The following is a 22341-nucleotide window of genomic DNA, read 5'->3' on the forward strand; positions in this document are numbered from 1 at the left end:
CATTAGAGACGGTTTTAGCGCCAATAGCATTAGAATAATTATTGACGTTAGAAACGCTATTAATATTAGAAACGTCAGACATCCGGCTGACCAACGTTTTTAGCGTTAGAAACAGTCGAAACGGATAGAGCATCAGAAATGTCGGAAACCACCCCACCAGAGGTAATCGCAGTATCGTTCCAGAAAGGCGGAACAGGAAAGACCTTCACCGCACTCAACCTCGCGGGTGGCCTCGCAGCACGCGGATTCGATGTCCTCCTTGTCGACCTCGATCCACAGGGGTCGCTCACGGCAAACCTTGGCAAGAGGGAAGTCTACGAGGACATCGACCAGCTGTCACTGGACAACGTTCTCCTCGACGTGAACAAGTGGTCTCAGATCAACGAGATCATCCTCACCGATCACGAGGAGTTCGATCTCATCCCGTCGAACACGACGTTCAACGGGAACAAGACGCCGCTCGACTCGGCTGATGCCGGTGAGAATCGCCTCGGAAAGGTCATCGAGCAGATCGACCACGAGTACCATTTCATCGTCTGTGACTGCCCCCCTGATCTCTCTGCATACTCGAAGAATGCGGTTACGGCCGGCGAGAACGTCATCGTCCCGATGCAGCCGCGTTCAGAGATGATTCACTCGGCGAACCTTCTGTTTGACCACTACGAGACGCTGGGGATGATGCACAGCCTCGAAATCGAATATCTCGCGTTCACGATGACCTACGACTCGACGAAGCTCACCAAGGAGAAGCGGAAGGTCATCGACTGGTTCGAGGACACGTTCGACGAGAAAGGCGTCCTCGTCGACGACCGGGCGGCCTTCGACCGGGCGAAATGGAACCAAGCGTCGATATACACGCACAGTGAGGCTGTCAAGAACGACCAGTTCCCCGTGTTCGACCAGGTCGTACAGCTTGTCCTCGAGCAGACATCACCGCCAGATCACGACGTCGACCTCGAACACGCACGGAACATGAGCACGGAAGAACTCCGGGACCGCATCAAGGAGGCTCCTGAAGCATGAGCGACCTCGAGCAAGAAATGGAAGAGACGGCCGAACGGGCAAAGGCACTCGGTGTGAGCGGCGGACAGACGACAGATCCGTCTGAATTAGTCGAAGAAGACGAGGGGGGAGTACCCGACGAGCACGACGACGATGAAGCGGAGAGTGACGAAGTGGAAACAACAGAAGCATCAGCAACATCAGAAACGTTAGAAACGCAAGAAACGCAAGAAACAGTAGAGACGGAAGACGAAGACGAACAGGAACCAGGCGGCCTCGATGAGCACGTCTATCCAAATCCGGACAAGGATCTGGGGTCACTGATCGACACGTACGAGAATTTCAACGTCTACGTACCTCCCGAAGTGAAGAAAGAGGTCAACGCGTTCTACAAGCAGCTCGACTACGAGTTCTCTCAGGAGTTCGGAGACGAGCTCGACAAGCACTGGGATTTCTACACGGCTCTCTTCAGAGCAGTGCTACAGAATCGAGAGATCGTTAGAGAGGAGTTAGGGATGAGCGAGTCCGAGTAGGGGGGTAACGAATAGAGAATCTACAGAGAACAGCACTGCGAAAGCCGATATGGATTCGTTTATATCGAGAGAGTTAAGCAGAGATTCTCGATTTCAGGAGCAAGCGAGATGACCTGTGCCTTCCGCTGTAGCTCCTGCCGGCGTTGTTCGATGCGTTCTTCGAGCTTCGAGAGTCGATCCCGCTGTCTTCTGATTGCGATATCCATGTCCGTCCCTGCTTCTGCCTTCCGCTCGTAGTCGGCGATAAACGTCTCAATCCGTTCTCGTTCGGATTCCGCATATGCTTCAAGATCTTCAAGTTCTTGTTGCGTCTCTTCACGCCTCCGTTTCTGGAGGTCGTCTCGACGTGACTCAACACGTTGACTAATGTATCGGTCGGCAGACGACCGCATCTCACCCTCGTTTTCTAGCAGGACTCGAATCGGCTCTTCATCGGGCGAACCTTTGATGCTATCCCCATCGACAACTCGCTGTCCGAGGCGCTCTTGCGGATCGTTGTGTGCTGCATCGACAAAGACTGGGAGAATCTCTTCACGAATCACTTCGCCGGTACCGTCCTCAAATCGGACTCGGTAGTTATAGGTGATTCCTGGGTCGACGACGAACGGAAGCATCTTGAGACCAACCGCACCCTGTTCGCCGTCGAGGACACACTGCATCAACTCCTGGACCAACCGTGCGTCTGGAGAGATATATTCGATGTCGTCGTGATCCATTGCGAACTCGCGGTTGAACGTGAACGGACCATAGGGCTCGCCATCGGTTGTCCGACTGAGTGCATCGGGTAACTCGGCCCGAAACAGATTCGTCCCGGCTTTTTCGACATCGCCGCCAAGTGCCCCAATCCCACGTTCGAAGAACTCCCGAATGTCAGCCTCGCTGCCATAGACGTCCTCGGACTGATCCATCACTTCCTGAATCTTCTCTCGGCTCTCCTGGTCGAAGGTACTCGTGTCGACGAGACTGCGCTCGTACCACTCCTGGAGCGTCCGCTGTCGTTCGTCGATGAGTTCCTCCAGTTCCTCTTTCGTCGCACTCGCTGGTTCGTCATTCCGGATAGACTCCATGATGAGCGAGTCCACGTCGATATCGTCGAGCATCCCGAGGACGTCAGCAGTGTTTCCGAGCTTCCCCCGGATGTTCTCGACTTTGTCCTGGAGCATCTCGAAGATCTCACCTTCGCGAGTGTCCTCGAACGTGAAGTTCCACACCTTCACTTCCTTGTCCTGGCCGTACCGGTGGAGGCGACCGATCCGCTGTTCGAGCCGGTTCGGATTCCACGGCAGCTCGTAGTTGACCATGATGTGGCAACTGTGCTGGAGGTCGATCCCTTCGCTCGCCGCGTCGGTCGCGAACAGGAGTCGAGACTGTCCGTGGTTGAACTCGTCTTCGATCTTCGCCCGATCCTCTTTGTCGACGTCCCCGTGGATAGTTAGAATCTCGTCGGCCCACGGTTCGTCCTTCACGAGATCGAGAATGTAATCGAGCGTATCACGGTACTCGGTGAACAGCAGCACCTTTTCGTTCGGGTTCTCCTCAAGGAGTTGCTGGATGTAGCGACGGACTTTCTGGGCCTTCGAATCAACTGGGATTCCTTCGGCGAGAGAGACGAGGTCACGAAGCGTTTCGATCTCCTCTTCGAGTTGAGCGTCGCTCTCGGTAATGGTGAGACCTGCGAGCTCTTCCTCTGCCTTCTGCTTGTCTGCTTCGTCGAGGTCTTCGCCTTCGAGGTAGGCAGTGGCCTCTTCAGAAAGCGAGGTCGCAGTGGACTGTTGGTCGACCAGGTTCGCGAGTCGTCGGCTTAGGGTGGCTTTGATCGCGCCGATACTGCTCACGAGGCGCTTCTGCATCAGCGCCATCGCGAAGCCGACTGCAGGCTCGTTGAGCTGCTCCGAGCGATTGTAGACGTGTTTGACGTACTCGGTGACTGCCTGGTAGAACTGCCGCTCTTCGTGTGTCCGCTCGACAGGAATCGTCCCTACCTCGCGATTCGGGAAGATCCGTTCACCGTTGTCGTCGTAGATCGTTTGCTTGCCGCGACGCATCATCACGCGGTCGACGGCCTCTTTCGAGAGTTCCTGATCTTCCGCGACGAGGAACGGGTCGATATATTCGACGAGCGAGCGGAAGGCGTCTCCCTTCCCGTCGTGTGGGGTTGCACTGAGGAGCAGCAGTGAGTCAGAGTTGTCGGCGACGCGTTCGACCATCTTCGAGGTCTTGCTCGGGGACTCGCCGCGCTTGGCCGCCTTGTGTGCTTCGTCGACGACAACAACGTCCCAGAACGCATTGTCGAGTTCGTCACGGAATTCCTCCTGACGCAGAAACGCCATACTCGCGACCATCTGCTGGTGGTCCTGGTTCCAGATGTTCGCCTCCTCACCCAGCCGGCGGCGCTCGCCCTCGACCCACTGTCGGTCGCCAGGCGTCAGAGAGATATCGAAGAAGCGGTCCATATCCCGAATCCACTTCTTCTGGAGATGGGCAGGGACCACGAACAGCACCCGATCTGCACGATTGCGTGCAGTGAGTTCTTTGAGGATGAGCCCCGCCTCGATGGTCTTCCCCAGCCCGACGTCGTCAGCGATGAGTGCCCGCTGGCGGAGCTTCTGCATCACCCAGTTGACGCAGGCCAGTTGGTACGGCTCCAGGCGAACCAGCGAGTTGGAGATGCTGAGCAGTTGGCCTTGCTCGTGCGCGATCTGGAGCTGGAGGGCTTGCGAGCGAAGATCGAACCACTCCGCAGAGACAGCGTCGTGATCCGGATGGAGTTGCCCAGCAGTTGTGGTATCGAGTGCGCCGAGTTGTTCTCGCTTCGGCTCGATGTTCACGTCGTCGATGCAGACGGTCTTCACACCGACGTTCTCGACGTAGGCTCTGAGATAATCAAGATCACCGACGGAGTACGTCTTTATGACCTCGGCGGGCTGACCGTTGAGGAGAATCGCATCTCCGGGTTCGAAGTCATTCATAGAACTTCAGTAAGCATTCCTGGCTCGCGATTCGAGGCAGTGATCATATTGTTCATATTTTTGTGAGACGTTATCCCTTCCTGTGTGACGAGTCGTTGGTCTTCTGGGGATCCCCGTCGACGGTTTCTATGTGTCCACAAGCGATGCATCGAGCAACACGAAGCACGGAATCACTCCGTAACGTCCGGGCCTTTACCATTCTAAAATACGAAAGCTTGCGAACGGTACAGCTGGGGCATACGTCGTGGGGCACGTATACGTGACAGTACTTGGATTTCAGGGTCTGTCCACTCCAAGGACCGTGCTTGACGTCGATTTTACCTCCCATCCCTTGCACGTCTCGCGTTTGCTTCTGATCGACGATGTTTTCGAACTCACTAGCTTTCATAGCTTTTCGTGCTCAATTGGATACAAGTCTTGTACCTTTTTTGTTTAATTTCATATCCATCTGTTAGTCTCATCATGATAAATTGAGTGGAATCACTCCTGCGTGATCGTGACGAAGTTCAGGACGAACTCTTGCGGGAGGACGCCGCCGTGATAGAAGCGAGCATCCGGAAGTCCCTGGTTCCTGAATCGCTGAATCGGGTCAGTCAGGATGCTGATTCTGGCATCGTCGTCGAGGTAGCCCAGATGTGTGTCTTCGTCCAGCAAGACGCCAGGTGCGTCGTCGTCGAGGTCTGCGCCGGCGACCCACCGACGGGTCACTTTCTCGGCGTTGCTCGGTGGATGCAGATCGTTGATGTCGACGTGCCGTGGGAGTGAGACGAAGCCGTGATCGGAGAGGATGTACGCACGGTCCCACTCGCCTTTCCGGAGCTTCTCGGTGATGATCCGGGAGATGGCGTCGATTCGGTCGCTGAACAGCTCCTCGAAGTCCGTGAGTTCTTTCTCGCCGGTCTCGTCGATGTCGTTCCAGTAGTAGGCGACGCGTGTGTTGCTCCAGCCGACCTCGTCCTCGGCGTCCTGCATGATGTAGCTCCAGCCGTCGTTCTCGAGGAGCGTCTGTCGGCGATGATTCGTAATCTTGCGTCCGTTCCGTTCGGGAACGAGCTCGCCGTCCTGCAGTTCGATGTTGAAGCTGAACTTGCTGCCGGGGGTGAGTGCAGCCTTTCCGAACTCGGTATCAGAGGGAAGAGTTCCTACCCACTTGCTCTCGTCAACTTCGAGCTGGGGAAGTTCTCTCCGAATGGACTCTGCGAGTTCGTGTGCGAGGTCGAAGCGCAAGGCGTCGACGATGAACAGCGCGACGCTCTGACCGCTCTGGAGGTGTTCCTGCTCTTCGGCGAAGAACTGGTGGGCGTGGTTCTCGCCGACGAACGGCGAGCCCGCCTTGATCTGGTCCTCGACGAGGTCGCCCAGATCAGTGAGGTACTCCAGGTATCTGGATTCGACCAGCGACGAGCGGAGATCCTCGAGTTTCGCGGTTGCAGGATGCTCTTCTGGAAGGGCGGTTTCCGGTTCGCCGGAGATTATGAGGTTGAACACGGCGTTGTCGATCTGCCACGTTCCATTCTCTACGTCACCGTATAGCTCCACGACATCACCAGTATCGCCGCCTTCCTCCCAGGTTTCGAGTTCGTTCGCGAGCGTCGCAATGTCGATGGCCTGCTCCCAGAGTTGTGTCCACGGAACGTCGCCGTAGGTCGCGTCGAGGCGCTCGTGGCGTTGTTCCGCCTGGGTTGCACACTGTTCGTAGTCGCCGGCGTGGAAGGACTGCGTCCACTCGTCCCAGAGGCGGTGTTCGAGCGAGGCGTCGACGGGACAGTCGACGAGCTCCCACGGGTCGTCGTAGGTACGGAGGACATCGTGCCAGAACCGCTGGTCAGGGTCGAGGTAGACGCGAGCCAGTTCCTGTGTGCGTTCGGTTTTGCTCAGGACGGAGCGGAGTTCTGGTCTGGAGACGCCGAATCCACTGCTGGCTTCGGGCTGGTACTCCTGAGGGAGCATGGATTTGTCCAGCCCCTCGTCGACGAGCCACTCCGCAACGGCCCAGCGTCGCGTTCGTTCGACGATAGTCTGGGCGTCGCTCACGCCTTCGACGGCCGCCACGCCGTTGTCGACCAAGAGATCCCGAATCTCGATGAGGTCATCTTCGCCGGGGAGGCCCTCAGTGCCGTGTTCGAGGACGAACTGCACGGGATCGTCGTGCCCGTCGAGGACGATCTTCGTCTGGAGGCCCTGGAGCGATGGAAGGCCACCTTGGCCGTTGAGTTCTTCATAGAGCGTCTTGGCGACTTTCTCTCGGTCGTCGGCGTCCTCGTAGGCTGTTCGAATCGTCGCCGCTTGAAGCCGGTCGTTCTCGAAGCAGCGGGCTGCGAGCTTCCCGATGTGCTGTTCGATCACGTCGCCGGTGTGCTCGACGTCTTTGAACCAGTCGACGTCGTCGCTGCTGGCCTGTGGGACGTACCAGATGGTTCGGTCTCGTGGTGCCTCTGCGCGAAGCTCCAGTGGCGTCTGTTCCGCGGCCCGAAACTCGCAGCCGAGTTGGTGGCTAGTGTTTCGGATAATGTCACGGAGGTAGCCGCCGTCGTCCCACCAGAGGACGACCGGTTCCTCGTCAGCGGCTTCGTCGATAGCACTCTCGATAGCGTCGTGAGCGCACTGTGGGAGTGTCTTCGTCGCGGGCATGATTAGAGGACGTCATCCCCCACCGTCTTCGGGACGATCTCTGCCTCTGCGAGCGGTGTGATATTGATTGCGACGCCGTGCTTGTGATTCGGTTGGTACCCTTCGGTCGTTATCTCCGAGAGCGCCCGATCAGTCCAATCCGAGGGAATTCGCTTGTCGATGGTCTGGCAGCGATCGTCGATCTCCTCTGCCAGGGCCTTGAACTGTGCCAGTGGCGAGAGATCGTCGACGTCATCGACGCCCTCGTCGTCCGCTATCGCTTCGAGGAACTCCTCGTTGACAACTGAGGGGTCGTCGAGTCCAGTCGCTAGCGAGGCGAGCAGACGTTCTTCGTCTTTCAAGTTCTCGTAGGGTTCTCCGTTATCGTCGAGGAACTCTGACCCCTCCCGCTCGAAGTAATACGTCATGAAGAGGATGCCCGTGCTAGAGTAGTGATCCGACCCTTTGAGCCGATCGTTGAAGTAGTCGAATAGGTCAGCCAGGTGTGCCTCGACGGACTCGTCGGAGGGCTTGGCGTACGCTTGACAAGCGCATTCGAGATCGTCTAAAGCATCGATCCATTCAGCACGCCATTCCTCGACAGTCTCCCAGAACTTGTCCGAAAACGTCTCTTTGAACCAACTGGTGCTCTGATGCTCGTGCAGTTGAGCCAGCGTCTCCACCCGTTCACGGGTCTCGTCGCAAAAGACATTAACCTTCCTCGAGAGTTCGTTGGCGAGTTCGCGGTCCTCAGCATCGAAGTCGCGTTCGTGGGTACTCCCGAGTTCCTGCATTACATCTTCGAGGACCGAAATCTGGTTGAGCGCGCTCACACACTGCTCGTACTCCTGTGCAGCTTCGGCCTGATCGCTGGGCGACAACGATTCATCGCCTCGACGGCGGTTTGCGGCACTGCGTCGTTCTCGAAGTTCAGCCTTTCGAGGTTCGAGGTACTGATTAGCGAGTCGATCCAATACACCTGAATCGAGGCTATGATAATCGATGAAGCAAGCGAATCCCTCACCTATCGAGTCGGCCATAAGGCGTTCGGTGGTGACCTTCCAGAGAACTGGCGTGTTCTCCATGCGGTCGACGTGGTAGTCAAACAGTTCCTCCGTGACAAACGTTTGTATATTTGGATAAGCCTCATCTGTAGCGGATTCGCTCCCAAGAATCTCGTCAACTTCGACAAGACGGTCAGTTGCGTGTTTGCCATAGGCCGCTTCGAAACGCTCAACAATCCGGTCAAGCATCGACGCTCGGTCGTCCAAGTTCTGAAGCGGGACGATGCCATCCTCTGCCTGCTGAACAGCCTCAATCGCGAAGTGATGTATGAGGTCTTTGACCTGCTTCTCGATATTCTCTGGGACTTCCGGAATCGATTCTGGGTCTGGGACCTCACGATCTTCTGGGGTTTCAGAGGTGCGGAGGAAAATTTCCTTTTCAATGTATCTCTGTATTTGCTTACTGATTTCCAACTCTTCGTAGATTACAGAGTCAATTTCACCTGATAGTTCTTCCAGTCGCTGTCTTCTAATCAGTTCATTCTGCTTCGCCCTCCTCGCGATTCTAGCAATCGACTGCTCTGGTTTGTCAGTGAAAGACTCTCTTGCATCAAAATCAGATATCTCGCGTTCTTCGGTGTGTGGATGGTCGTAGAAGAACCCAGACACCGCATCAGACGGCAGCAATTCTGGGCCTATGTAGTACTGACTGATTGGATCATGAATATGGTTACGTGACATCACGCGGAACTGTTCCTTTGCGAGGTCCTCTATCTCGTCGAGTTCGAGTTCGGTCCGCCACGGAATACGGCCGACGTCACCGACCTGCCAATCTCGCTCGGGTGTGAGTGAGAGGAATAAGTTATGGTAGAGGGAGGAGTTCAGGACGCCCATCATCTGCCAGAGTGAGGTATCTTCTGGGAAGTACATCGACCCTTTGCCGTCGAAGGCACCCCCGGCAGGGAAGTAGCCGTACCGTCTACCCGTCCGTTTCGCGTAGGTCCATGTCAGTCCTTGTCGTCCGTATAATTCGGCGTTTTTGATAACCGAACCGGTGAATCGTTTCACCTCTGTCCCGCCACCAGCCCAGTTAATCATGATGTTCGACGTTGGCACAATCCACGCATCTGTCCCCCCTTTAGCGTATGGAATATACTCATCAGGGGTCGCTGCCCAGTGGTTCGTTAAGAATCGACTGTTGTCTCCGGTATTCATTCCGTTTGCGGCATTTCCGACTGAGTCCCCATCAATTCGAGCTGAATCGGCATCCAGTTTTGAGTCCGTATCGTGTAATTCGAGTACTTCCGCTGGAATAGAGTAGCAAATCGGCGTTCGAGGAATCTGCTCGAAGGTACTCAATTCGATCTCGAAGAACCGTCGAACGTCCGACTCGATCGAATTCGACAGGACTGAAAGATACTGGTTTTCTTTTTTCTTGGCATCCAAATCGTGAAGTCGGATGAACGTCCCCATATCATTGAGAGTCGTTCCCGTCCGTACGACGGTTCCGACAGTCCCAACCATAGCATTGTCCAGGATATCATAGCCGAATTCGCATAGGAAATCGAAACCACCCTGGTCGCCTACGAAATCTTCCCGGAACTGCTGGAAAGTGTTTTTGAACATAAAACTCCACGGGACGAGCATTCCGACTCGTCCACTATTGACAGTCAAGTTGTCACATACTTCAAAGAAGTTGATGTAAAATTCTGGAGGGTAACTGAACCGATCCCTGACGTACTCGCGTACAGTTTCGGGCATCCGATTGCGCGCGCCGTAGGGCGGGTTCATCAGCGCCACATCGTAGTCCTGAGCCAGAATATCCAGAAGCCGCACGAAGCTCCGGAGGTCCTGTGCGAGGAACGAGTCCGAGTCTCTGTGTTCTTCGACAGCCTCACGCAGACTGTGTAGCACCTGTCCGAGTGTGTGGTCTGCCGTCGGGTCGTCGTCGAGCGTGATCTGAACTCCTTCTGTATCGCTGTCGTCCTCGAATAGGTCACCGAGCGTCCCGCGAACGTCGAGCAGACTCCCGAGCCCGTGAACCTCCTCGAAGGCGTCGAGGATTCGCCTGAGAGCGTCTTCGACCTTCGGATCGTCGCCGGCCACCTCGTCGAACACTGCCTCGACGCCGTCGACGTCGGCCACCTTTGCGTCCGCACAGACGATGCCGACTTCGGGCATATCGAACCCGTCAGCACCTTCCGTCTCTGCGCGGGTCCGACCCTTCAGATACAGATTGAACGCCGCGAGCTGGCAGGCCCGCATGTCCAGGTCGACGCCGTAGAGATTGTGCTGGAGAATCTTCCGAGGGATCTTCTCCTCGGAGAGATCCGTCTCAGCACGCCAGATACGCTCCAGGACGTCGAACGCGTACAGCAGGAAGTGTCCGCTCCCACAGGCAGGGTCGATGACGCGTAGCTCCTCCGGGTGGTCGAAATCGGTCGGCTCACCCTCCTCTTCAGAGGGTACGAGATAGGTACAGAAATCCGCTATGTCGGATGACTCGTCTGGGGAGAGCGGTCGATTCTTGCGCTCAGCCGGGGAGAAACCTTCCTGCGCTTCGACGACGTCCTGCAATTCGCCGGTGTGTTCGAGGTAGAGTTTCCCGAGGGAATTGTCGGTGAGCATCCGGACGACCCAGTGGGGCGTATAGAACTGGTTCGCCGCGGGAACGTCCTCGGGTTCGAGACCTTCACGGTCGCCTTTGCGGCGCAGGTCGTCGAGCAGCTTGACGTTGTAGTACTCGTAGACCCATCCAAGCACATCGTCCGCCCGCCAGACCTCGTCGGGGACGGAGTCGAGCATTTCGCAGAGTTCCTCGAAGGTATCGTCATCAGGATCGACGAGGCTGTATGCCGACGAGCGATCGAATAGAATCTCGATCTCTTCAGCAAGAGTATCGCATGTACGATGGTACGCCTCTAGAATAGCCTCATCTTCAAGCAGGAACTCCTCGTGGACGAGCGTCTCCGCAGCAGGTGTCAGACCGTTCTCCTTGAAGACAGTGACCTCCTCTTCGATGAAGTTACGGACCTCCATACAGCGGAGCGCAGCCAGCCGGTTGACGATTGTGTAGCCGACGCCCGTGATGTACTGCTCGAAGCCGTCATCCCAGGAGTGACCGTCCACGGCTTCCAGTTCGATCGCCTCGACAAGCGACGACGTTTCCTCGTCCAGTCCATCCTTCTCATCTGGCTCGTCGTCGAGCCCTTGCTGCGTGAGCTGGAATCGGACGTTATCTTCGACCCGATCCCGCATCCCGGTAACGACATCTTCGAGGTGTTCGCGTTCGGCCTTATCCAGTTGCGCCTTCTGTTGAGAGAGAGAATCACTTTCCATGCGAAGATGACCTGTATGCTACTTTCCACTGACAGCAGTGACTTCAATGTTGCCGACGCCACCTGGCCTTCTACCGCTAATCACCAGAATCGTCCGGGCAGGTTTCTCCGTACGAGATGATGGTTGTGTCGACGGTTATCTTGTTAGGACAGCTGGAGCCAGTGGCTTTGGAGGTACAGGGGTTCGAGAGATATCCTGACAAAGGATTCACAAACTGCAGAGTTGAAGTGGGTTCCGAGAAATCCTTAGGTGATGTCTGATGTGGAATATCCAGTCGGCCAAGCCATACTTGCGATGATTCTAGGTATACCCGGAGCGTTGCTAATGGGTGTTTTCAGATGGGCTGGATTCGTGGGCTCTGATGCGGTACTTCTAGCTTGGATGGGTAGTGGACTGGTTCTCACTCTCTGGATTACTGGATTGGACAACTGACAGTATGCCGTAGTTTTGTCGATAGGCCACCGGAATAGGAATCAGATTAGGTGCCAGGGGTTCTTTGGCCTGCTCACTCAACTGTCTCGGCGATAAAATGTGTACTCCTCGTGATCGATGACCACCGAAGGGTCGACGCCAGTTTCATCGACGGCGTCGACGAATTGCTTGGGGTTAATTCTCACAACCTCCGCTGGATCCGCGCCGGCGTCTTCGAGCATCTCTAGGGCAGCCGCATTGTCCGTCACAGTTGGCCGCTCGCCCTCCAGCCTTTGCACGCCGGCCACGCTATCTCCAACGTCCACTTCCTGATCTAACGCAGGTTCAACCACCTGCTTTCGTGCTTCTTCAGCCACTTTCTCCAAACTGATCAGCGCATTACGCATCTTAGCAAGTGCCTTGGCGTTGGTCGTGTCTATGCCGCGATCAGCCACCGACTCAGCGTAGCGGGCCGCGTCTTGGAGCGTCCCAGGGTCAGGGCGTACCATCGTATCTGAACCGTTGGGGAAAGGCCGGTGTATAGCTTTCTGCAATCCTGACCACTAGATAAGAGCAGGAAGCGTTCGACCACTTCAGGGCGAATGTAGACGAATTCGCATGACTCGGGTTGTCAGAAGAAGTCATCAAGGGTCTGGTTCTCCTGAGATGAGTCCTCGCTTTTGCGTGAAAACTCGTCCAGTGTCCGGTCAAATGCTCCAGATTCTAGCTGCTGGTCCAGATTACGTGGCTGAAACGCAGATATGAACCGACGGGCGGACTCGTGAATGTCCACTGATCGAAGTTCCCCATATTCACGATATTCCCCGACGGTTGAATTCCAAAGAACGTAGTGACCTTCAAGGCTCGGAGAGACTACATTCTCCTCAAGAAAATACTGAAACAGAGCCGGCCGGAAAGTATGATATTCGAGCACGGCGACGTTCTGGCGTCTATCACCAGGCTCTCGGATGAAGAGCCAGTTTACTCCGTCCGTTGCTATCCCGAACTCAGTTCCAGTTGTCCGGTGGCCCAGGTACTCTCTAAGGTCTTTTACTGCCTTCTTGTAGTGGTTGAATGGTTTACACTCCCCCAAGACACGGTGTGAGGTGTTCTGGATTGAGAAATCCACCTGTCCATTGTAGCCCGACAGATACGCTTCCGTGATGAAATCGACATCAACTGCTTCAAGGAGAGGCCAAACAAGGTTTTCTGACACAAACCGTTCGGGAGATTGCCCCAACGTTTCTCGTTTGATTCGGTCTTTACGTCCAATCAGAAATGGTTTGACTTCCTCTGGAGAGCGTGCTACTAGTTCGTCACAGAACGATTCGATAGCATTGTAGATCGGTTGTGTTTTCATCGGGCGTTAGTACTTTCAGCGAGTTAGGAAGTGCAATCCTGATCTACTTTTCAATCAGAACGATACTCTCTTCATCAATTTCGTCCAGTTCGTCCTTTACAGCTCTAATCCGATTCAGTAGTTCTTCTGCTTCCGCAAGGAGCTCCGACACACGATCATCGGTCGGGCGGTCGTCAGCATCAACGACGCTGGTTACTTCGTCGGTGATCGTCGCGTTCGGGAGTTCCTGACGGAGTTCCTCAGCGACACGCTGCAGCTCCGCCCAGACATCGTCATCGGCTCCAGGTGGCTTCGGATCGTCCGCTTCATCGATGAGCTGCTGGACGCGCTGGAGCGACGGTGGGCGGGAGGAGCCAAGCACTGTCTCTACAGCTTCGGTCGTCGGTGAGTCTGGATGCTCTGCACGAAGGGTATCCCCTGCCGGTTCCAGCTGTGCCCACAGACTCGGGTCGCCATCGAGAATCTCGTGGACGTTCTCGTATGTTTTTGCCTGCTGTCGGACGCTGGAAGCGACGAGGGCTGCTTCTTCTATTTGATCGCCATCCCACGCAGTCTCGAACACTTTCTCGAGGCTGTCAAACGAAACGTCACTGAACGTGTCTGTGGCGTCTTCGAGCAGCGTTCGAACCGGCGATTCGTTCTCGCCCAGCCACGTGCTGAGACCTCCACATATCTCCGTCGGGTCTGATTTGTCCACCGCTCCACCAGTGATTCGCCGATACTGACCTGAGAGGACGTCGACGCGGTGGCCGGTCGCGTCGGCGATCCGGGTTGTCAGCGTCTCCTTCGTGGGCACGGAACTGCTTTCGGCCGTGGTCTGCATTCGCGACGTAATCGTTGCGCTGGGATACAACGACTCCAGCAACTCCAGCGTCTCCGAGAACTGCGCCCAGAGCGATTTCTCGCCATCTTCGACGGCGAACAGTTCACGCGCATCTGCGAACGTCTCGGCCTCCGACTTGACGCCATCCTCGACGAGATCCGAGGTGGTGATCTCGCCCCCACTGTACGCCGGCGACAATGCGCTTTCGAGGGCACCCAGGGAAACATCGAACTCGCGAGAGACGCCCTTGAACGTTCGTTTGACGAGAACGCTGTTTTCGTCGACCCAGGTAGCGAGTTCGTCGACCCACGCGTCCGGGTCGTCGCCGTCCGGCTCGTGACCGAGGACAGTCGACACGACCGTCCTGATCTCCTTGGGATTGATCGTATCGACGCCGAACCGCACCTGCAACGAGGTGAGACCGCTCTTCGTACGCACCTGGCGACCGATCGCTGCTGGATCGGTGACGTAGTCGGTGTCTTGTTTGAGAGCAACCTTCTCATTGGACGTCGCGAGCGTGATGAGCAACGCTGCAATCGACTCCTGGGGCGTCCCTCGATAGTCACCGTTTGCCGTCCGGGTTTGCTGGAGCAACGTCTCGACGTCAACTGCGCTCTGTTGTTCGTATTCGTCGATGAACCCCCGACACCAGCCACTGCTACCGATAGTTCGATTCGACGTGTCCACGCCCAACATGACTGCATCGCTATTGGCGAGCGGCCAATCGCCGCTCCCTCTGAAGAACTTCGCCAACCCCTTCGCATCGTCGACCTCGACGAGCGGGCGGGACAGTACCTTCCGAGTCGACCCGAACACGGACTGAACTTGGTCTTCGACGACGTCTTCGAGGACACTCGGGCGCTCTCCACGGTACTCGTGAACCGTATGGACTGATGCATTCTCGAGGAGATCGCTCACCGAAGATTCCAGTCGACGTTTGTCAGTTCGATGTTCTCGTTCGAGTTCCTCGTGTGTCTCCGTCTCTTCGTCGAGGACTTTCCCCATACCGAGGACGTTCCGAATCCTGTCGAGCGTCGTCTCGGGAACCTCGATTGCGATGAGAATGTGTTCTCCACCGGCTCGGCCGTCGTTTACGTCTTTCCACGTGTCGACCTGGTCAGTAACCGTATCTGGATCGTCGGCCAGTACCCGAATCCGAACGGCATCGAATTCCGTCGTTGGCGCTCGACCAACTGGGTCGAGGATGGAGTATTCGTACCGGAGCGGAACGAGCCGTTCGTCGCCGACGTCCGCTTCGTGAAGGCTACTATCGCTCCGGAAGAAGCCGTCGTTCTCTCTGAGTCGCGTCTCGAGCCACGCGGACAGCTGATGCGGCGAAATCTGCTCAGCTTTGGTCTGGGCTCGACTGAGAATACTCTCCTGCTCTTCCGAGACCAGCGTGTATACTTCGCCACCTTTGTCGTTCGTTTCAGTGAGCACCTTTCGCTTGTCGACGAGCGTGTTCAGCGCCGACTTGGTCTCTTCGACGCTTTCATCGACAGAGGAGTGAACGTCGTCAAGCATCAGCCGACCCAAGTTCTCCGGCGTTGCTGGAACGGCCGGCGTCTGGTTGAGGAGGTACAGTGCTTTCGATACTCGGACCTCCCAGGCGTTCTCATCGCCATCGAAGGTCGGAATCAACGTATTGTCCAGCATCTCCTGCACCCACAGGGGAACATACGTCGTCTCCTCGACGAGGAGGTCGAACAGTTCATCCCATGTGACGAGCGCACCCTCCTCAGCTGTTGCCCAGCCGAACTTCGTGAACAGCGACCGAACCAACACGAGCAGCGCTCGTCCCTGGATGTAGTCCCGATCCGTCGCTCTCCCCTGGGTGATCAACTCCTGCATCACCTTTCGGAGCAGCGTGAGATCGTACTCGCGGAAGGGATACGACTCGACCGGGTCCGGGTCGGCGCTACCGACTGGCGAATACGTCTCCAGCGACAGATCAGGCATCGATGAAACGAGTGACGATACCCGCTCACTGCCCGAACTGTCCTTCTGCAGCCACCGCTTCCGGACGATGATCTCCGTGTCAGCGCCTTCGAGTGGGACCTGCTGGTGTGTCCAGTGATCGTCCGCCGGCTCACCGATCAGGCTCTCACGTGTCGCCGGGAGGGAGTACTGTCCAGTTGTAACAACGACCGGATTCGGGCCGTGTTGGAGGGCTTCCATCGTCTCCTCGAATTCGCGGTAGCGATGCCGACTGTCGCCGACGAACAGCGCAACCTCGTCAAGTCCGAGGAGCAACTCGGTCCGGGGGCCACCATCGTTCAGTGCATCGGTGACGGTCTCCACTCTCTCTACCAGTTCTGCGGGATCGAACGACTCGGGGTCGACATCGTCCTCGGCTTGCTCGATGGATGCTTTGACGCCAGCTTTACTGTCGAGCTCGGTGCCTGCTGTCTCCGTCAACGACGGAAGTGCTTCGTAGAGCCACCGGCGTAGAGATGCCCGTTCTTCGAGAACGTCCTCGAACGTCTGGCCGTCGTGCTCGGCGTCGACGAGCGCGTCCCAGACACCGTCGTATTCCATATCGACGGTCCAGGCCCACTCGAGCAACCAGTTCGGGTCTGTCGGATAGCCGAGTTCGCGACCGATCGCCTCGAAGATGAGGAACGGAAGCGGCGGTTCTTTCGAGGCGTCCCGGTCGAGGAGATTCAGGAAGACCGGCTTGAGGCGATCGACGTGTGAGTCGTCAATCGAGCGGGCAAGGTTGTCGAATCCGGGCCACTGCTGAGCGAGGTCATCACCCAGATGTGCGAACTCTGATTCACTGTCTGCGACGAGCCCGATGAGCTTCAGGAGGTGAGTTTTCCCTGATCCGAAGGTCGCGTGGAGATAGAGAAAGCGTGCTGCTTCTCCGGGATGGGTTTGGATGACTTCTCCGAGCTCCGTGAGTACACGCTTTGCACTTTCAGTCTCGTGGAACTCTGCGACGTCGGTCTCTGCGCGCTCTCGCGCATTGACCTTCTGGACTTCTTCGAGTTGTCGTGTCGGATCGCTACGGAATAGCTCTTTGATACTCATTGTTGGAGATGCACCTCCCGGATCTGCCCGTCGATCTGATGTGCTGGATAGTAGTGCCGCGAGTCGCCGCCGAAGAAACTCAGCTTTCCGCCGACGACATCGCCGGGGAATGGAATGCCGATGGTAGACCTGACGTTGCGACGGTCGAGTTCGTCGAGCAGTTCGGACGCTCGAGTGAACGGATAGAGGCTCCCGAGGTTGAGAAGCAAGACGACGTGCTGTTGCGTTTCCAGCCGGTCGTCGTCGATCTCGTTCGTGATCATCTCCTCGACGAGCTCCTCTGCCAACCGATCCTGCATCGTCTCTTCAATTCGCTCAGCGGTCGTCTCGCCACCAAGTGCCACCGAGAGATTGTAGACCTTCGTCTTCGGGAGGAGTTCGTCGAGCCAAATCGGCTGGACTGTGACTCCGTTATCCACAACTGGCGGCTCTTCTGCGCCCGTCGCCCATCCACTGAGTCGGTCCGCAACCCGGTGTTCGACTGACGGATCGACCGCTGCGATCACGAATGGGTTCCGGATGCCTGCTTGCCCATCAGCGAACGTGCACAGCTTCTCCTTGAATGCGAGATACGGTGAGTCAGTCATCGAATGATCACCCCCGAATCAGCCTGCTCTACATCCAATTCTCTGCTCTCGACGAGACGTTCGAGGCGCTGATCGATGCCCTGTCGGTCGTCCGGGAGAACTCCGATTTGATCCACGTCGTTGGGTGTCCGGTCGCCGACAATTGCAGAGAGGCTGTCGAGTCTGGATTCGAGGACGTCGATGTCATCTTCGGTAGCGTCTGTCCGAGGTTGCACACCAGCGATGTCATCTGCGACCGACGCCAGCGTATCTTCGTCGTCCGAGTCAAGTGCCGTGACTGCCTCGTCTACGGTTTCGTACCAGTGTCGAAGCTCACGAAGCGGCGTGATGTAGGTCCGCTCGAAGGCGACATGCACACTCGACGGGAGTTCCGTTGCAGGAATGACCCATGGATGTTCCTCTAGCCGCTCCACGAATGCAGCGAGTCCGTGCTCCTCGACGTACGCGTTCCAAGAGCGTTGAAGTTCACTGCTACAGTCGGTGGCAGTCTCTCCAACCAGGACTTTCCACCCATCGGTCGTCCACCAGCTCCCATCGAACGCATGGAGAGCATCACGCTGTTCCGCGACCAATGACTGCGCCTTCTGATCGACCCATTCGAATTCACTGTCACCGACGACCAGTTCCGCATCGTAGCGGTAGAGAGACTGGAGCCGTCGGTTCCAGACATCGACGACTTCGTCGAGCCATTCCTGTCCGGCGTTGGTCTGTTCAATCGCATCCCCGAGTCCGTCCCCCTGTGACCTGACGACGGTGAGCCGGTCAGAGGTTGCATCAATGCGTTCAGATAACTCTTCGACGAGGTTGTCAAGCAAGCCAGCGACGGCGTCCGAACGGATATCGGTGTCTGCGACCAATTGGACGTCCTCTTGGAGACCAGTGAGCGCCGAACGGAGCTGTGTATTCGCGTTCTGGAGGTTAATGAGTCCATCAGCGACAGTCTCTGTAGTCTCCTTGAACCCGCCCTCTTCGAGGAGTTTCCCGATCGGCTCACGTGGAAGGAGTTTCAGTCTCGTCGTCGAGAGCTGGCTCTGATCGAGAACGACTTCGTTTGCGAGCGTGTTCCCGTCTTCGTCGACAGGAACGAGTCGGCCTTCTCGACAGAATCCCCAGATGATGGCACACAATGCAGGGCGGGCCTCATCGTAGAACGGCTTTTCGTCGGTGATCCCATCGAGGACCGTGTTCATGTTGAGGCCATCGTCCTTGTCCTTCAGCTGCCGGCCAGTGAGCGACAACACGTTTCGCTGAATGCTTTTCTTTCCTTGACTCGCGGAGGGATCCGAGGAGGGGACCTGTATTGTATGTGCCCACGCTGGGAGTGGATCTTCAGTGGAAAGCTCGGCGAGTTCCTGCAGTCGGTCGTCGGTCACCTGGAGCATCATCGGATGGAAGTCGTCTGGGTATCCGACATCGACGGCAGTTTGCACTGCTTTCGTGAGACTTCCAATGTTCGTTCGATCTTTCACCGTGTAGGAGCCGCTCTGCATCGCGCTGACGAGTTTGCTTCTGACAGCACTAGCCCGCCGGTCGAGATCGCGTTCAACAGCAGGTGGGACGGTGTGTGTCGAAATCGCGTCCCGAAGCGCCCACCACTCGACGATGTGCTTTCGAAGGTCGTCGAGTCCGTCAGTGTCTATCTCCCAGTACAGCGTTTCTTCATCCCCATTGTCTGGCGAATGGGTTGGATGAACGCCCTGCACTGCAATGGAGACTTCTAGTCCCCCCTTGGCTTCCCTAATCGTCTCGAATCCGACGCCGTCGAGACTAAATTCGTATGCGACGGGATATTCGTCACCTGATTCACTATACGGAACGGATTCCGGGAGAGAAAGATCCTGCATAATCCGCTCCCAGAGATGCTCGTCCAATGCGTGGAGAATAGCATCCCAGTCTGGGTTCTCCTCGTTTGCCTCGGTATCGTCGTAGATGAGGCGCTCTTCCTGTGTGGCGAACCGATATCTCGCACCAGATTCGTCCTCGGTCGGCCGGATGAATTTTTGGAGCCGCCCCAGCGATTCTTCGACTCGGTTTTGCGTACTGATCCACGACCGACCGTTGAGGTCGGACATCACGGAGACGGCGATGTTCCCCTCGTTCAGTGGAACGATATCGTGGACGTGCTGCAGCAACAAGACCGCTTTCGCCACGTCGAGGTCGAACTCTTCCAGATTGCCATCCGCGACTTCGTCTGCGATACTTCGCCCCCCTTCATGGGACTCATTCTCTCCAACCTCGTCATCGTCGGGTAGCTCTCCGATGACTCGGACGTCTTTCTCGAGGGTCTCCTCCAGCTCTGGTTTGATCAGTTCATAGAAATCGACCAACGTAACGACGTGGTCAGGTTCTCCGTCTTCAACCCAACTCTGGAGGAGATTGTGCATGAGCGCGAGAATCGCGCGAGCGGTCCCCGAAAAGATCGATTTTGCTGGATCGGGGGCTTCCTGCCTAAGATTGAACAGTATTTCGAGGAACAGCGGCGCGTGATAGGGAAGGAATGGGTAGAACTCGACGAGCTCGTCGTCGTCGATGCTGTCGAGTGGCGGTTTCGTATTCTGCTTGATTTCGTTGTAAACCAGCGATTCGGTCGGTTTTACCGAGGCCTCGTCGAGCACCTCACGAACCCGGGCTTCCCCTTGATCGGACTTCTCGAACAGACGCCGCTTTGCGATGTCGCCAACGTGTTTACTGGGTAGCTGGTAGCGATGCGGGAAGCGGTCTTTGACGATACTAAAGTCGGCACCGTGAGCGGCGAATTTCGGCTGGACGTCTTCGATCTTGGCTTGTGCGGTCGCAACGAGCTGGATGTCGCCATCGCCGATATCGTCGATATTCTCCGCGAGCGTCTGGAGTTCAGTCAGGCGCTCGAAGTCCGTCCCGATAAAGAGACTCACCTCGTCGAGAAGCAACACCAACTTCACCGGCTTCCCTAACTCTTCCTCCCGCTCTTCACGCAGTTGATTCAGCCGTGTCACCACTTCCTCTGGATCGATATCCGATGGTCTGAGGTCCGTGTACCCATCACGGGTTTCGTTGACCTCCTCGAAAAGTTTGGGTAGAACCACATCTGCGAGCGCACTGTAGCTCTGTATATCCTTCCAGAGATTCTCCGAATTCCAATCGTACCCACCGCTCTCGGCAGTGACTGGTTCAAGCACCTCTTGTGCACGAGTCTGGCGGTCAGGCCATGCTTCGGTCGTCCGGAACCACTTCTCGAAATACGCGACGTCAAGCTGTGAGGAGAGTCCAGTCGAGATCTCATCGTCGACGCCGGTCAAATCGGGGTCCTGATGGGCGTGTCTGAGAACAATTTCGCTGAAACTCCGCTGCTTTTGCCCCTGGTATTTCAGGAGATTGATCGAGACAGGGATGACGTAATATTCCTCGTGGATATTCTGCCAGCGCTCACGCAGTTGGTCGACACTGGCATCTTCCGTTACTTGCGTCAAGTCATCCCAGACCTCGCTATATTGTCCTTCGAGCCAGTCAGTATCGAGCAGTCCGTCAAGGACGGTCAGAAGATGGCTCTTTCCGCTGCCGTAATAGCCGTAGAGCCAGTAGTTCGACCCGGTACGCATATCGTCCGCCTGTCCGAGCATCCGGTCGACGAAGTCTCGAATAAAGCGTTGAGAGTCCGCAGTTACGTGGTATGACTGGATGGCCCGCTCGCGATGATCGCGTTCATCCCTGTCGATACGGACCGATTCCTCGAAATCGTCTGGAAGGTCTTCAAACCAACTCGCATCGACCATCAACTGTCACCTCTATCCTGTACCCACGAATATGTTTCTTCACTGGGGCGTAGGTCGAGGTCACCGTGAAGTTCGAGATATTCCCAAGCGGTGGTGGTGGCAGCACGGTCGAACAGTTCTTCCCAGCGCTGCTCCGGTTGGAAGAGGTATAGCAATCCTCGAGGGGCTGTAATCCAATCTTCATCGCCGATCTCGAACGAATAGTCCAACGCAACTAGAAGTGGTATAGTTCCTACTGACGGAGAATCCCCTTCTACTGCTTGTTGTCCCTCGAGAACACCGATTTCACGCATTACGGATCTGATCCCTTCGCACCAACGTTCCGTCGTCGATTCTGCGTAATCGAAGCTGCTACCATCGGAATAGGTGAGGTTGCCGAGGATCGTTGAGAGAGTCTCGTTCGAGAAGTCCAGTGGGTTCGGCTCGCCTCGAGCTACACGGGCACTGTATTCGTGGACGACGTACCGAACCAAGCTATCATCAGAAACAAGATACAGGTAGAGGATCTGTGCCTTGTCTCTAGATGTATCACACTGGTCAAACACTTGGGGGAGAACGCTCGGATTCGGGAGGGCCGTTGGTGCGTTTTTGAACCGCGATGTCAGCACCCGGTAGATTTTCTGAGAACTCCCCCGTGTGCTCCGATTCGAGAGGCGCTCGTCGAACCAGATTTCCTTCACATCGTTCCAGTTCCCCTTATCTGCGTAGAGCTGAACCAATTCCTCAGCCCGATCGACGAGGAGACCGCACATCGTGAGATCCATGTTGACTTCATCTGGCGAAAGTTGTCCAGACAAAGATGAGATAGGAGCGTCACCTCCATCGGATATGAGGGTCATACGTTGGTAGACTAAACCGACCCACTTTATATTTCGTCTATCCCCGATATGCCACCGATGGCCCGATTATTGCCGATGC

General features: G+C 56.3%; 12 protein-coding genes. 3 read left to right on the forward strand and 9 right to left on the reverse strand.

Annotation, left to right across the window (positions count from 1 at the left end; translation table 11 throughout):
• Window positions 1–138 precede the first annotated feature (138 nt).
• Together NJT13_RS22725 and NJT13_RS22730 are read left to right on the forward strand one after the other, a co-directional pair.
• Window positions 139–1023 (forward strand): ParA family protein, encoded by an 885-nt coding sequence (locus NJT13_RS22725; protein WP_254526157.1) that lies wholly within the window; start codon window positions 139–141, stop codon window positions 1021–1023.
• Window positions 1020–1535 carry a DUF8160 family protein gene (locus NJT13_RS22730; RefSeq protein ID WP_254526158.1) on the forward strand — a complete coding sequence of 172 codons (516 nt, stop codon included), beginning with the start codon at window positions 1020–1022 and terminating at the stop codon, window positions 1533–1535. The genes NJT13_RS22725 and NJT13_RS22730 overlap by 4 nt, the downstream gene beginning before the upstream one ends.
• 59 nt (window positions 1536–1594) lie before the next feature.
• Here NJT13_RS22730 and NJT13_RS22735 read toward each other — a convergent pair whose 3' ends face one another.
• The 3 genes from NJT13_RS22735 to pglX form a co-directional block, all read right to left on the reverse strand.
• Entirely contained in the window at window positions 1595–4504 is a 2910-nt protein-coding gene (locus NJT13_RS22735; protein ID WP_254526159.1) for a helicase-related protein, read from the reverse strand.
• A 480-nt stretch (window positions 4505–4984) separates the two neighbouring features.
• Window positions 4985–7135 carry a BREX-5 system phosphatase PglZ gene (gene pglZ / locus NJT13_RS22740; protein WP_254526160.1) on the reverse strand — a complete coding sequence of 717 codons (2151 nt, stop codon included), beginning with the start codon at window positions 7133–7135 and terminating at the stop codon, window positions 4985–4987.
• Between the two features lie 2 nt (window positions 7136–7137).
• A complete protein-coding gene (gene pglX / locus NJT13_RS22745; protein ID WP_254526161.1) occupies window positions 7138–11457 on the reverse strand; it encodes a BREX-5 system adenine-specific DNA-methyltransferase PglX in 4320 nt (1439 codons plus the stop codon).
• 252 nt (window positions 11458–11709) lie between these two features.
• Between pglX and NJT13_RS22750 the strand changes: the two genes are divergently transcribed.
• On the forward strand, window positions 11710–11889 hold the full coding sequence (locus tag NJT13_RS22750; protein ID WP_254526162.1) for a hypothetical protein: 180 nt from the start codon (window positions 11710–11712) through the stop codon (window positions 11887–11889).
• A gap of 77 nt (window positions 11890–11966) precedes the next feature.
• Here NJT13_RS22750 and NJT13_RS22755 read toward each other — a convergent pair whose 3' ends face one another.
• The 6 genes from NJT13_RS22755 to NJT13_RS22780 form a co-directional block, all read right to left on the reverse strand.
• On the reverse strand, window positions 11967–12377 hold the full coding sequence (locus NJT13_RS22755) for a BAR domain-containing protein (protein WP_254526163.1): 411 nt from the start codon (window positions 12375–12377) through the stop codon (window positions 11967–11969).
• Between the two features lie 122 nt (window positions 12378–12499).
• Window positions 12500–13084 (reverse strand): hypothetical protein, encoded by a 585-nt coding sequence (locus NJT13_RS22760; protein ID WP_254526164.1) that lies wholly within the window; start codon window positions 13082–13084, stop codon window positions 12500–12502.
• 187 nt (window positions 13085–13271) lie between these two features.
• Window positions 13272–17084 carry a hypothetical protein gene (locus NJT13_RS22765; RefSeq protein ID WP_254526165.1) on the reverse strand — a complete coding sequence of 1271 codons (3813 nt, stop codon included), beginning with the start codon at window positions 17082–17084 and terminating at the stop codon, window positions 13272–13274.
• On the reverse strand, window positions 17081–17671 hold the full coding sequence (locus NJT13_RS22770) for a BREX protein BrxB domain-containing protein (protein WP_254526166.1): 591 nt from the start codon (window positions 17669–17671) through the stop codon (window positions 17081–17083). Before NJT13_RS22770 ends, NJT13_RS22765 begins: the two co-directional genes overlap by 4 nt.
• The gene (locus tag NJT13_RS22775) at window positions 17668–21423 is read right to left on the reverse strand and encodes a hypothetical protein (RefSeq protein ID WP_254526167.1); all 3756 of its coding nucleotides are present in this window, start codon (window positions 21421–21423) and stop codon (window positions 17668–17670) included. Before NJT13_RS22775 ends, NJT13_RS22770 begins: the two co-directional genes overlap by 4 nt.
• On the reverse strand, window positions 21423–22262 hold the full coding sequence (locus tag NJT13_RS22780; RefSeq protein WP_254526168.1) for a BrxA family protein: 840 nt from the start codon (window positions 22260–22262) through the stop codon (window positions 21423–21425). Before NJT13_RS22780 ends, NJT13_RS22775 begins: the two co-directional genes overlap by 1 nt.
• Window positions 22263–22341: the final 79 nt, after the last annotated feature.

It is taken from the genome of Natrinema caseinilyticum, assembly GCF_024227435.1.
Lineage (GTDB): Archaea > Halobacteriota > Halobacteria > Halobacteriales > Natrialbaceae > Natrinema > Natrinema caseinilyticum.